1 protein-coding gene (running past one end of the window) is annotated in these 15,626 nt (G+C 44.2%); it reads right to left on the minus strand.

Annotated features, from left to right (window positions below; genetic code table 11):
• Positions 1-14: 14 nt before the first annotated feature.
• Positions 15-15,626 carry the 3' end of a non-ribosomal peptide synthetase gene (locus AY601_RS11005; RefSeq protein ID WP_068400621.1) on the minus strand. It continues 18,093 nt past the right edge of the window, so the window shows 15,612 of its 33,705 coding nt (coding positions 18,094-33,705); its start codon lies beyond the right edge, outside the window — the gene reads right to left on this strand; its stop codon occupies positions 15-17.

The raw sequence follows: 15,626 nt of genomic DNA on the forward strand, positions 1-15,626 counted from the left end.
TAAGGTTCTTAGGTTTATAATTCTATTGTTGTGGAATCTTCATCATCCAGGTCATCGTTATTGATATTGATATATTTAGCCAGTGCATCGATCGTGGTGAGCTCAAATAGCGTCCTTACAGACACTTCTACCTGCAATTCTTTACGGATAGCTGAAATCATCCGCATCACCTGCAACGAATGCCCGCCCAGTTCAAAGAAGTTATCATGGACACCAACCTGTACCAAACCGAGCAGTTCCTGCCAGATCGCAGCCAGATTTTGTTCAATTTCATTTCTTGGGGCAACATATTCGCTCGCTGTCATTGCATTCATATCAGGTTCAGGGAGCGCTCTTTTGTCGATTTTACCATTACTGGTTAAAGGAAGCTGATCCAATACCACCCATAAAGCTGGAACCATGTAATCAGGCAATCTGCTTTTCAGGAACATGACTACGCCCTCCTGATCAAAAGCCCCGTTTTCAGGAACTACGTAACCAACAAGCCGTTTATTGCCATAATCATCCTGTCTGGCCAGCACAGTCCCCTGAGCAACCAGAATACTCTGTTCCAGCGCATTAACGATCTCACCCAGTTCAATTCTGAAACCGCGTATTTTTACCTGATCATCATTACGGCCTACATAAGTCAGGTTACCGTCCGGCAGTAACCGGCAGAGATCTCCTGTTTTATACATGCGTTCTCCGCTTACAAAAGGATCAGCCATAAAGCTCGCAGCAGTTTGTTCAGGAAGGTTTAAATAACCTCTGGTCACCTGTACACCAGCGATATACAGCTCTCCTGTTACCCCCGATGGAACCAGGCGCAATTGTTCATCCAGCAGATAAGCCCTGGTATTCCCTACAGGCCGGCCAATCGGTACTCCATCCTGATGCGGTACATCATTTTTAGGATATTCATACCTGATCGCTACAATCGATGTTTCTGTAGGCCCGTATTCGTTATAGAACGCTACATAAGGCTTCCATTTTTCTGCGAGTGAAACACGGCAGTATTCACCACCTGAAACGATACGTTTAAGCCCGCCATAACTGCCAGCATTCATAGTTTCCAGGAATCCTGGAGTTGCATCAATGTGTGTGATTTTTTCACGGATCAGCAGATTTTCAAGTGCTGAAGGATCAAGACGGGTTGCTTCATCCAGCTGCACCACAGTACCACCATTAAATAAAGCAAGGAAGATCTGCTCTACCGAAGCATCAAAATTATAGTTAGAGAACTGCAGGACTTTATCGCTGTCGTCCATCTTATATTTTTCACCCAGATAGCTCAGCAGATTGACTACTCCACCATGCTCTACCAACACCCCTTTTGGTAAGCCCGTTGAACCAGAAGTATAGATCACATAAGCCAGATCAGAAGGTAAACGCTCCACGGATGGTGTTGTTAAAGCATATTCGGCAAGTACTGATTCCCTGTCATCCAATAAGATAACCGGCAACCCTGTTTCCGGTAAGAAAACGGTACTTTCTGTACTGCTCAGCACCATAGCTGCCCCTATATCCGAAAGGATATAAGCCGTACGTTCTGCCGGAGAATCCGGTAGAATAGGTACATAAGCCGCTCCTGCCTTCATAATCGCAAGCATTCCCACAATCATTTCAGGAGACCTTTCTATAAACAGCGGGATCAGCATATCAAGTTTTGCCCCCATACTAACCAGGTGATTAGCCAATTGATTAGAAAGCTCATTCAATTGACTGTAAGTAAGCTTTCTGTCTTCAAAAATTACTGCAGCTGCAGAAGGTGAGCGAAGTACTTGTTCTTCAAAAAGATCAATCATTGTTTTATCCGAAGGATAAGCAAACGAATGTGCTGAGCCTTTCAGCAACTCAGATCTTTCTGCTGCTGAGCTTATTTCAATGTCGTTTAAAGTCGCATTTTCTTGTGCGATGATAGACAATATTGCCGCTTTAAAATGTCCGGCGATAGCTGTTGCATAGGTTGTATCCAGCAGCGTGCTGTTGTAATTTAAAGTAATATTGGTCTCTTCACCTGTACCTATAACTAAACTGAGCGGATAATTACCTTGTTCGTTCATGCTGACACTTTCTGTTCCAAGTTGCCATGACTGTGCAGACAGCACTTTATCTACAGGGTAATTCTCAAACACCAGCAAACTATCAAATAATTCGCCTGATACCGCAGACCATCTGCGGATATCATTTAACGTGGTATACTGATAGTTACGACTACTGATCTGATCAGCCTGCAGCTCTTGTAACCACGTAGAAACAGGTTTTAAAGCGTCTGTAGCAGCACGCAACGGCAAGGTATTGATATACATGCCAACTCTTTGTTCTACTCCTGGCAGATCATCCGGCCGGCCGGAAACAATGACACCATACACCACGTCTTTATTTCCTGTATAACGGGATAATAGGTATGCCCAAACCCCTTGCATCAACGTATTCAGCGTAATATGGTTACGCTGTGCATAACGGGTAATGCTGGCTGTTATTTCACGGTCAAGATGCAGATTTTCATCTTTATACAAACCGATTCCTTTGGTACGGTCTGCATTCATACTGATGAAAGGCAGCAAGCTTGGTTCATCCAGACCAGCCAGATATTTTTTCCAGTAAGCCGTTGCCTCTTCTTTATCCTGACGTTCGATATAACGTATATAATCTTCATAACGGTCTTCCAGAACCGGTAACAACGTTTTTCCAGTAATCAGTTGTTCATAAACCTGGAGCAATCCGCCCAGCAAAACAGCCAGTGACCAGCCATCGAGCAGTACGTGATGATAGGTCCAGAATAACCGGTAACGCTTCTCTCCCAAACGGATCAGGCAGATACGCATCAATGGTGCAGCAGTCAGATCAAAGGCTTTTAAACGGTCAGCCTGTTCATAATTATCAATAAACAGTTCCTGTTCTTCTTTGCTCATCCCGCTGCAATCCACCATATTGATTGGTGTTTTCGCATCACGATAAACGCATTGTACAGGTATTTTAAATTCATTATAATAGAATGCACTGCGCAATACGCTATGGTTCTTCAATAACTGATCCCAGCTTTTAGCAAATATTTCTGGTTCAACACCGGTAAGTACAGTCGTGAATTGCTCGATATAAGCACCTGCATGCTCATCATATAAACTATGGAAAAGCATGCCTTCCTGCAAACCGCTCAGACGGGATATACTTTCCAGCTGCAATTTCCGTGGCGAACCATGATGGTCTGCATCCAGGAATTTATCCAGCTCCTGGTTCGTGATTTCTTCACCCAGATTATAGTCTGACGGCGTAAATACCGGAGTCTCTACAGTGATACAATGTGCAATCAGATTTTCCAGATTTTCCAGGTAAGCCGATGAGATTTCCGCGATGGCATCCGTGGTAAAATGACGGCTGCTAAAGCTCCAGTTTACCTGCAATTCTCCACCCTGGACCAAGCTGTTTACCGACAACAACTCCCTGACAGGATGACTGCCGGAGATCGCTTTACCCGAAGATTCGGAGGCACCTGACAGCCATGAATTGTCTTCTTCTTTAACCAGGTTGTCCAGTTGTCCGAGGTAATTGAACTCTACTTGCCATGGATCCGTCCCCTGTAAGGCGGCAACCTGAGCTATATATTTTAAAATTCCGTAACCCAGACCTTTATCAGGAACTAAGCGAAGTTGTTCTTTAATATGTTTCAACTGTAAACCAGCTTTCGCATCTGGAATAACGGACAGCATAACCGGGTATAAGCTGGTGAACCAGCCAACGGTACGACTAATGTCAACACCCGGAATAAAGTCTTCCCTGCCATGTCCTTCCAGACCGACAACGATAGTGGAATGTTTATTCCAAACAGCCAAAGTCTGTGCTAGTGCGGTTAGTAATAAATCATTGATCACCGTATGGTATGCACGGGGTACATCCTGCAATAACCGGCGTGTAGCTAAGGCATCCAGCTTCGTGGTATACTGCTGTATTTCTGCACCAGTTATCGTTCCCGGCCACGCATGAACTGTACGCATTGGTCTTGCTGCTGCCACTACATTTTCCCAGTACCCGAGTTGATTCAGTACGCTATTTTTAGTACTGTAATTCAACAATGCCTGGTACCACTGACGGTAAGAAGCAGTCTTAAATTGCGGTAATGTTTTTTGTGCTAACAATTGTTCAAAGTCTTCCAGCAGGATACGCCATGAAACTCCATCTACTGCAAGGTGGTGAACCACGAGCAATAAGCGGTTTTGTGGTGTGGTATCCGGAGTCAGGATCAACACCGCACGTAAAAGTGTCCCTTTCAGGATATCCAGACTAGCCTGGTACCTGTCATTATGTATAGCAATAGTTTGTGCCAGTTCTGCCGATTTTAAGCTTCTCAGATCGTTTATCTCAAGCGGTCCGGCATCATTACCATAAACTTGTCTCCAACCCTCTCCTGTGTGCTCATATGCAAAACGCAGGGCATCATGTGCTGCGACTAGCTGACTGATGATTTCATTTAACCTTGATGAGGTAATGCTTTTGTCAATACTTAAGAAAACACTCTGGTTATAATGAGAAAGCGCTGTACTTCCAGATTCAAAATAATGTTGCTGAATTGGTAGTAAACCGCTCTCCCCTTCCAGTAGACCTTGTTCACCAGATGAAGCACTGGCTGCTTCCGCCGCCATACATGCAGATAAACCAGCAATGGTCTGATGGATAAACAAGTCACGCGGATGCAGGCTGAAACCTGCACGGCGCACACGGCTAACCACCTGAATCGTAATAATCGAGTCTCCACCCAGTTCAAAGAAATTATCATAGATCCCAACTTTCGGGATATGCAGTAATTCTTGCCAGATCGTAGCCAGAATCGTCTCCTGTTCATTACGCGGAGCGGTATAAGTACCCGTCTGTAAAGAACCCATATCCGGATCAGGTAGACCTTTACGGTCTATTTTACCATTCCCCGTTAAAGGCAACTCATCAAGCGCAACAAAAAGACCAGGAACCATGTACTCCGGTAAGTGATTTTTAAGCCAGCTTACCGTGGCTTCTCTGTCGAAATCACCTTCAGTAACGACATAAGCGACTAAACGTTTATTTCCACTCTCATCAGTTTTCACAATTACCGCAGCCTGCACGATCGCATCGTGCTGCTGTAAGACATTTTCAATCTCTCCAAGCTCGATACGGAAACCACGGATTTTAACCTGGTCATCGATACGGCCAAGATATTCAACCGTTCCATCAGGTAACCAGCGCCCTAAGTCTCCTGTTCGGTACATCCTGCCAGTTGCTTCAAAAGGCGTGCGTACAAAGCGCGAAGCAGTCAGGTCTCCCCTGTTCAGATAACCCCTGGACACCCCGATTCCTGATACGCAGATCTCACCCGGTACCCCCACTGGGCAAAGCTGATCACCAGAAGACAACACATAAATGCGCATATTCTGTACCGGTTTTCCTACCGGGACATTGATCCTTGAGGGCGTTTCATACATGATATGGTGACAGATATCATCTGATGCTTCAGTAGGCCCGTAAGCATTGACAACCGGGATCCGCGCGTAATGCGGATGCGCAAACCATTGCGCCAATAAAGGCTGGCTGACCGCTTCACCTGTCACTAATAAGTAAGACAATTTGTTTAACTGAGCCAATGTATTCTCCTGCAAGACAGCATTTAAATACGAAGGAACCAATTCTAAAATGGTAATTCCATCAGTTTCTACTGCATCAATCAGAATTGCAGGCTCCAGGATTCTTGCTGAAGAATAGATCACGGTTTTACCTCCGCAAAGCAAGGCTGAGAACAGCTGCCAAACAGAAATATCAAAAGTATAAGAAGCAGTAAAGGCAACTACTGTTTCTGCTGTTAATTGTAAATCATTGATTTTCGCATAAAGGTGATTCAGCATACCTGCATGCTCTACCATTACCCCTTTCGGTTTCCCGGTAGAACCAGAAGTATAAATCACATAAGCCAGATCACCAGGTTTTGCAGGGTTCAATGGCGCAGTCGCTGCCCATGTACTGATCTTACCCCAGTCCGTATCCAGTAAAACAGTATCTGCTGAAGCAAAAGCTCCGATACTTATTTTCAAATCGCTGCTGGTCACTACAACCAAAGCGTTGGTATCTTCCAGCATGAAACTGATCCTTTCTTCCGGATATCCAGGATCAACCGGAACATAAGCTCCGCCGGCTTTCAGCACACCCAGGATAGCTACGGCCATCTCTGCCGAACGCGCTAAACAAATCGGCACTAAGACATCAATCGAGACTCCTTTGTCTCGCAGATAGCCCGCAAGCTGATTAGAACGCTCATCTAATTCCTGATAAGTATAAACCGTGTCTTCAAAAACGATAGCAGGTGACCCAGGGTATCTTAAAACCTGTGCCTCAAAAATGTGTATGGCAGTTTGCTCCTGCGGGTAGGCAGTTACCGTATCATTAAACACATTCAGCAGCTGATGCTCCTCTGTATTGGTCAGCATTGAAAGTTCTCCTAAAAGACTATCAGACGAGCTAATTACAGCATTCAGTAAAGTTTCAAAATGTATACCTAAGCGTTCAATAGTAGCTTCACTATACAGATCAGTACAATAAGTGATATACCCGTTTAACTGTCCGTTGCTTTCCAGCAGATTCACTGTCAGATCAAACTGAGCAGTGACTGCATTGATATCTTCTTGTGAAACAGCAACTTCTCCAAGGTTCAGTTCTGGCATTTCAGGCGTGTTATGCAATTCAAACATGACCTGGAATAAAGGCGTACGGCTCAGATCCCTTTCTTTCACTACCGCCTCCACTACTTTTTCAAATGGCAGCTCCTGATTTTCATAAGCATCCAGTGTAGTTCCCTTTACCTGCTGCAGGAAGTTTTCGAAAGAGCTATTCATATCAGTATGACTGCGAAGCGCTAACGTATTCACAAAGAACCCGATCAGGTTTTCAGTTTCCTGCTGTACCCTGCCTGCAATAGAAGTCCCTACACAAATATCTTCCTGTCCGCTATAGCGTGACAGCAACACTTTGAACACAGCTAACAACGTCATAAACAGCGTTGCATCCTGTTTGCGTGAAAGCAAATGAAGCTGTTCCAGTATTTCAGGTTTAATCACAAAAGCATAACTCGCGGCATTTTTACCCTGCATGGCCGGGCGTTGGAAATCTGCCGGCAATTGAAGAGGCGCTGTACCGCTCAATTGTTTTTTCCAGTAACTTAACTGTTTATCCAGTAATACAGGGGCCATCTGCTCCCGCTGCCAGATTGCAAAATCTGCATATTGAATAGTCAATTCAGGCAATTGAAGCGTTTTACCAGAAGTAAAGGCCTCATAATAAGCTGCAAGCTCATTGATCAATATACTTACAGACCAGCCATCGGCAGCAATATGATGCATGGTCAGTACCAATATTGAAATATCAGTGTCCAGTAAGATTAAGTTTGCACGCAGCATATGATCTTTAGCCAGATCAAATGGCACCATAATTAACCCGCGGATATCATCGTGTAATGAACCAGCAGACTTACCAATCAGATCAGTCACCTGTAAGTGCCATAAATATTCTGCCATTACATGCTGACGGGCTTTTCCATCTTCTTCCAGCAGAACGGTACGCAATACCTCATGTCTGTTGACCAGCTGACGTATAGCCTGTTCCAGCGCAACGCTATTGAGCTGCCCTTTCAATCTCAGTGCAGCCGGAATATGATAATGAATACTTCCCTCTAACTGGTCGATAAACCAAAGTCTTTCCTGATTGAAAGAGAGCGGGATATTTTCAGGTCTTGGTTTTTTCTCAATAGCCGTTCTGACCGTATGCGGATCCTGCTGGCTGATAAAGGCAGCTAATTCTGCTATTGTTTTATTTATAAATAAGGTTTTAACTGTTACCTCGGCCTGTAATGTCTTACGAAGTGCCGAAATAACGCGCATAGCAAGCAGTGAATGACCGCCAAGCTCAAAAAAGTCATCATGTATACCGACTCTTGATATGGACAATAAATCCTGCCAGATCAATGCAAGGCTTTCTTCCAGTGTATTTCGCGGAGCAACATAATTACCCGCTGTCAAAGCATTGTTATCCGGTTCAGGAAGTGCTTTTCTATCGACTTTACCGTTTGGTGTCAAAGGTATTTTATCGATAGACAACAGGATTCCCGGTACCATATGCTCAGGCAGTTTTTCTTTCATATAAGCAGTAATCGCTTCTTTGTCAAAATCACCCTCAGGAATGATATAACCTATCAGCCTGCTGTTGCCGCCGCGATCTGATTTAACAGCAACCACAGCGGTATTGACCAGATCACATAATTGTAACTCTGCTTCAATTTCTCCGAGTTCAATCCGGAAGCCTCTTACCTTTACCTGATCATCTATACGGCCAAGATATTCAATATTACCATCCGGCAGGAACCGCGCAAAGTCACCTGTACGGTACAAACGAGATCCTGGTTTTCCTGAATAGTGATCAGGAATGAATTTCTCTGCTGTCAGCTCAGGGCGGTTCAGATAACCACGGGCTACACCTGCCCCACCCACACATAACTCTCCGGCAACACCCACAGGGCATAACCTGCCTTGTTCACTCTGAATATAAATCTGTACATTTTCTATCGGCTTACCGATCACAACCACATTATCTTTTAAGATTGGCTCATCAGTTAAACTGGTGCAAACCGTATTTTCTGTAGGTCCGTAGGCATTAACCACACGAACCCCTGTAGTTTTAATATAACGCGCATCTTCACGGTTTAATGACTCTCCTGCAGATACTACGGTCGTAACAGGGCCGAGCACATCTTTCACCAGATGCTGATAAGAAGGCGGTAAAGTAACCACTTCCACCTGATGCCTTTCAACCATAGCCCCAAAATTCTCTGCTGAAAGCAAGTCTTCTTTTTGTGGTAAGACCAGTACACCGCCACTCAGCAGGGTATTGAACACTTCGTAACAAGATGCATCAAAACCAAAAGAAGCAAATTGCAGGAACCTTGTTCCAGGAATTAAATGCAATGCATTTCGCTGGCTCATCGCCAGGTTAACGACTCCGCTATGCGCTATCATCACCCCTTTCGGTTTACCTGTAGAACCAGAAGTATAAATTACATAAGCCAGATCTTTTGCGCTTAATGCAGTATGAGTATAGCTAGTGTATGAATTGATTAATTCCCATTCTATATCCGGCTGAATCACTTTAATACCATTTACAGGTAGTGAACCAGCACATTTACTACTGCTGACCATGACAGTTGCAGCAGTATCTTCCAGCATAAAACGGATTCTGTCTTGCGGATAATCAGGGTCTATTGGTACATAAGCTGCTCCTGCTTTGAGAATTGCCATGATACTGATCACCATTTCCGGAGACCTTTCCAAACATACCGGAACCAGTGTTCCTGCTCCAACGCCCTGAGCACGAAGGTAACCAGCCAGACGGCCTGCCTGCTGATCCAGTTCCTGATAAGTCATTTCTACCTGATCAGTCACAAATGCCAGCGCACCTGGCCTGATGTCTACCTGTAAATTGAACTGCGTGATAATCGTGTCAGTTTCCGGAAAAACTGATGCAGTATCATTGAAAGTATGGATCAATTGCTCTTTTTCAAGTACAGAAAGTATTTCAATATCTTTCAGCAAGAGGTTATCTGTACTTGTCATACTGCGTATGGCCTGTTCAAAATGCCCTGCAATTGCTTCCATATAACCCGCAGTAAGCAATGAAGTATTGTAACTGAAATACACCGTGATCTCTTCTGCAACCATTACGGCTACACCAAGCGGGTAATTGGTATGTTCTTCTTTTCGTACGTTATCAACCTGTAAACTCAGCGAAGCTGCAGTCATCGGGTTACTTGGATAATTTTCGTAAACCAGTAAGCTATCAAAAAGATCTCCAGGGATACCTGCCCAGCGCTGAATCTCATTCAAAGCGATATGCTGATATTCGCGACTTTCCAGCTGCTCTGTTTGTATCGTCTGTAACCAGGTTTTAACAGCCTGTGATTCAGAAATCTGAGAACAGAATGGTAATGTATTGATATACATCCCCACCGCATGTTCTACACCCGGCAGGCTATCAGGTCTTCCTGATACAGTAACTCCATAAGTCACTTCAGTACGGCCGGTATATCGGTATAAAAGATATGCCCACACCCCTTGTACCAGCGTATTCATCGTAATACGGTGACGTTGTGCGTATGCTGATAAATGCGAAGTCGTTTCAGTATCCAATACCAGGTGATGTGTGCCGTATTTACCTATTCCTTTATTCCTGCCGGTGGTTGCACTGATAAACGGCAGCAAAGTACCTTCCCTAACCTTCCCTAAATAATTACGCCAGTAGTCTTCTCCTTTATCCGCATCACGGTTTTCGATATAGCGGATATAGTCTTCATAACGGTCGGCTACAGGCAATGGTAATGGTTTACCAGCTGACAATAACGCATAAGCCTTTAACAGTTCTCCCATCAATACCGGCATAGACCATCCGTCGAGCAAAATATGGTGATAAGTCCAGCAAAGGTGATATTTGGTCTCGCTCAGTTTGATCAATAAGATACGCATCAGCGGAGCCGTGGTAAAGTCAAATCCTTTTTCAAGATCCGCTTTTTCATGTTCACGGATAGCCTTCTGCTGTTGCTTAGCAGTTTTACCACTGTAATCAACCAGCGTAACCGGCATTTCAACTTCTTTGTAAACACATTGAACCGGGATATCAAAAGCATTGGCATAGAAACCACTTCTAAGGATGCTATGTTGTTTCAGCAGATGATTCCAGCTTCCTATAAAAGCGGTGGTGTCAAGCTCAGTTAATTCTCCTGAGAACTGCTCTACATAAGTGTTAGTCTGCGCATCAAATATTCCGTGGAACAGCATTCCTTCCTGTAAACCGCTCAGCCTGTAAACACTTTCTACTTGCGCTCTGCGAGGTTTGCCATTGAATTCTTCGTCCAGGAACTGGTCTAATTCTTCAATACTCACCTCACCTGCCAATCCAAAATCGGCAGGGGTATACTGCGTTGTTTGCTGGGCTGCAACACAATGGTTAATCAGTGATTCCAGGTTTTCAAGATAAGCCGCAGCCATTTTTTCTACGCTTTCGCTGTTGAAATGTTTGTTGCTGTAACTCCAGTATAACACCAGTTGTTCATCCTGAATAATTCCCGCCACAGAAAGCGGTTGAGCAACAGGCGTCTGCTCACTCATTGCCGAACCAAATGTCTCCCATCTCGGCTGTACCAGCTTACCAATAACCTTGCCCGCACCAGCTTGCCCCAGGTAATTAAATTGCACATCCCAGGGGTCATTAGCCTGTAAAACAATATCCTGGTTGATATATTTCAGTATACCATACCCCAATCCTTTACCAGGTATTTGTCTTAATGTTTCTTTGACCTTTTTAATGAGCTGACCATAATCATTTGCGGTTTCCAGCAGAACGGGATAAATGGTGGTAAACCAACCTACTGTACGACTGGTATCAATGTCTGCTGTAATTTGTTCACGGCCATGGCCTTCCAGTCCGATAGAAACTTTTGAAGTTTTGTTCCAGTCTGATAAGGTAAGCGCCAATGCACTTAACAGGATATCATTGATTTCTGTATGGTAAACTAAGGAAACGTCATGGAGCAGTTTGCCAGTAGCTAAACTACCCAATTGAACCGTTGTTGTGTCCATATCCGCAATACGCAAAGGCCCTTCAGGGTTATGGTCGGTTCTTAAAGGCACAAATTGGTGAGTAATCTTTTCCCAGTAATCCTGCTGACGCTGTAAACCACGGCTATTGCCATAGGTTGTTAATGCTGCGTACCATTGACGGTAAGAACTTGTTTTAGCACCCAATACCGCATTAGCCGGCTGTCCAGGATGCTGTAACAGTAATTCAAGATCATCCGAAAGGATACGCCATGAAACCCCATCTACCGCAAGGTGATGGATAATAAATAATAACTGATGTTCTGCTAATGGCGATAAAAACAACACTGCACGGAATAAAATACCTTTTTCAAGATCAAGGCTTTCCTGGTAACGGGCCGTTTGTTCAGCTAAGGCCAGTTCAAATTCTCCTGCTTCTTTATTTTGCAGATCAATAACTTCAAGCACCGTAGCCTGAGCAGTATAGACCTGCTCCCACCCTGCTGCTGTTTGCTGATAAGCAAAGCGAACCGCATCATGATAAACTGAAAGCTCAGCAATTGCTGCTGATAAAGTCTCTATAGCTATGTCTTTATTTACCCCATAAGTGATATGGTGATTATAGAATGATTTGACAGGATTAATGCTATTCAGGAATTTTTGCTGGATTGGCAGCAATCCGCTGTTCCCTGAAAGCGTTTCCTGCGCTGCATTTACTTTATTGCTTTCCTGTACAGCCAATTGCGCCGCTAAACGTGCAACGGTCTGACAGGTAAATATATCTTTAGGTGACAACACATAACCGCTTCTCCTGCTTCTGCTGACTACCTGAATCGTAATAATTGAATCTCCCCCCAGTTCAAAGAAGTTATCGTGCACACCTATTTTGTCCAGACGTAATACTTCCTGCCAGATGGCAATCAATGTATTTTCTGTTTCGTTACGCGGTGCTACATAAGCATTTGCTTTTAATGAATTTATATCAGGCTCAGGTAAAGCACGTTTATCAACTTTTCCATTTGCAGTCAGCGGAAGTTTTTCCAATTCCACAAAAAGCAGTGGGACCATATAATCCGGCAACCTGTTTTTCAGATAAGCGACAATCGAATCTTTGTTATACTCACCTTTAGGGACGATATACCCCACTAAACGTTTATTTCCTGCATCGTCAGCTCTTGCCAGCACAACCGCCTGATGAACGTAATCAGTACATCCGGCCAGTGCACTTTCTACTTCCCCAAGCTCGATACGGTAACCTCTGATTTTAACCTGATCATCACCACGTCCGATAAACAGGATATTCCCATCGGCTAAATATTTAACCGTATCCCCTGTACGATAGAAACGGGTACCACTTGTTGCCGAGAATGGATCATTAATGAATTTCTCTGCGGATAATGCTGTATTGTTCAGATATCCCGAAGCCACACCATCTCCGCCAATCAGTAATTCTCCCGGTACACCTACAGGACATAATTGTCCGCTGGCATTCACTACATATACTTTGGTATTAGAGAATGGTTTACCTACCGGGATGTTTTCCTGGTATACGTAACCCTCTTTGACCACGTGTAATAATTTACCAATAGTGGTTTCTGTAGGCCCGTAATGGTTCACAACAGTACAGTTGCATCCATAGGCCCTGATTTTATAAATCAACTCTGCCGAAAGTGCCTCTCCTCCAAAAATGAGCAGTTTTTCTGGCAATACTAAGTAATCAGGCATCGAAAGCGCTTTCCAGTGTGACGGCACAATTTTGATACAGTCTATTGGATGTTCAGCAAGATAAGCTTTCAGCTGATAAGGATCAGTGATCGCAGCTTTAGAGAACACATGTAAAGCACCGCCATTCAGAAACGCGGTAAACAATACGGTATTTCCAAGATCGGTTGCGATACTGGACATTAAACCAAATGACTGGCATTCTGCTATCGGAAGAGCATCCTGTAAACCTGCCAGATAATCTGTCAGGTTACGGTGCGTCAGGATTACTCCTTTTGATTGACCCGTACTTCCGGAAGTATAAATTACATACACCGGGCTGGAAGCATCAACTGTTGCGTTTATCGCGGTCACTGGATAGGCGGCCAGGATGGCCGCATCCAATGTAACCAGCTCAGCAAGACTTTCGGTCAATAAATTCAGGCAAGTACTGCTGGTCACAATGACTTTTGCAGCGGTGTCGGCCAGCATATGGTTAATCCGGTCTTGCGGAAAATCAGGGTCAACGGGTACATAAGCAGCACCAGCTTTTAAGATCCCGATCAGCCCGGTAATCATATCCAGAGAACGTTCCATACACAAAGGCACAAACGATCCTGCTCCTACACCTTTAATCCGCAGACAATGTGCCAGCTGATTCGCGCGTTCATCCAATTCCTGATAAGTCACGGAATCATTTTCATAAACCAGTGCAATTGCTTCAGGCGTGCGGATAACTTGCGCGGCAAACAGGCTGACAAAGGTTTCTTCCTTCGCATAAGGAACTACCTTACTGTTAAACAAAGCAAGTTCCTCCTGTTCGTCAGCAGTTAACAAAACAAGATCTCCCGGCACAATAACCTCAGCAGTTGCCAGTTGCAACAAGACCTGGTTGAAATGACCGGCAATCCTGCTCACCTGTTTCTCCTCCAGTAAATCAGTATTGTATTCAAAACGGACATTGATTTCCGCTCCAGCCATAATCACCAGCCATAAAGGATAATTGGTTTGCGAAGTAATCTCAGCATCATCCAATTGCAGTTTCCAGGTACGTGCAGCTAAAACTTCGCTGACAGGATAGTTTTCAAAAACCAATAAGGTATCAAACAATTCTCCTTCAACAGCAGCCCAGCGTTTCACCTCATTCAATGGGGTATACTGATATTCCCGGTTATCCAGTTGAGCTGCCTGTATAGCTTGCAACCAGTCTGATAAAGGCGAATCATTGACTGTAGCGGTTAACAATAACGTATTGATATACATCCCTACGGCATGTTCTATGCCTGGTAATGCTTCTGGACGACCTGATACGGTTACGCCATAAGCTACCTCGTTACGGCCTGTATATTGTGACAATAAATACGCCCAGACCCCCTGCATTAAGGTATTTAGGGTAATGTGATTGCGCTGCGCATAAGCTGCTAACAGCGAAGTTGTTTCTGCATTCACAGCCAGTTGTTTCAGGCTGTAAGCCCCGATTCCTTTGGTACGGTCGGCTTTGGTATTTACAAAAGGAAGTAAACTACCTTCTGTTATCGGTTGTAAATAGTTTTTCCAGTGTGCTTCTGCTTTTCCATTATCGTCCTGCTGAATATAGTGGATATAGTCTTCATAGCGGTCTTCGGTTAATACAGGTACTGGCTGATTGCCCGCCAGCGCCTCATATACTTCCAGTAATTCCTGTAATAAGATCGGCACAGACCATCCATCCAGTAAAATATGGTGGAACGTCCAAAGCAGATGGGTACGGTTATCGTCCAGTTTCGACAAACAAACACGCATCAGTGGAGCTGTTGTAAAATCAAAACCTGCTAAACGATCCGCAGCAGCATACTCCTGAATCGTCTTTTCTTGTGCCAGCGCATCCATAATACGGTAATCAAAAACCGTTAACGGCATGGCTACTTCTTTATAAACACATTGCACAGGGACATTAAACGCATCCGGATAAAATGCACTGCGCAAAATTGTATGTCTTTGCATTACCCAGTCCCAGCTTTTCATAAAAATCGCTTCGTCCACAAAGTTGAGGACTGAGGTAAACTGTTCTACATAATTACCTGCTTCACCATCATAAAGACCGTGAAATAACATACCAGACTGTAAACCGCTCAATGGATAAATGCGTTCTACCTCATTTCTGCGTATTTTCTGAAGATAAGTATCATCCAGAAAGTCATCCAGCTGCTGATAAGTAACGGCATCGCCCAGCCCATAATCTGAAGGTGTAAAAGCAGTAGTCCTTTGCGCTGCACAATGCGCAATGAGGCTTTGTAAATGCGCAAGATAAGATTCACCTATTTGCTGAATTCCTGCTGTAGTAAAGTGTTTCGCGCTGTAACCGAAGTC

Origin of the sequence: Pedobacter cryoconitis (assembly GCF_001590605.1) — a bacterium.
Lineage (GTDB): Bacteria > Bacteroidota > Bacteroidia > Sphingobacteriales > Sphingobacteriaceae > Pedobacter > Pedobacter cryoconitis_A.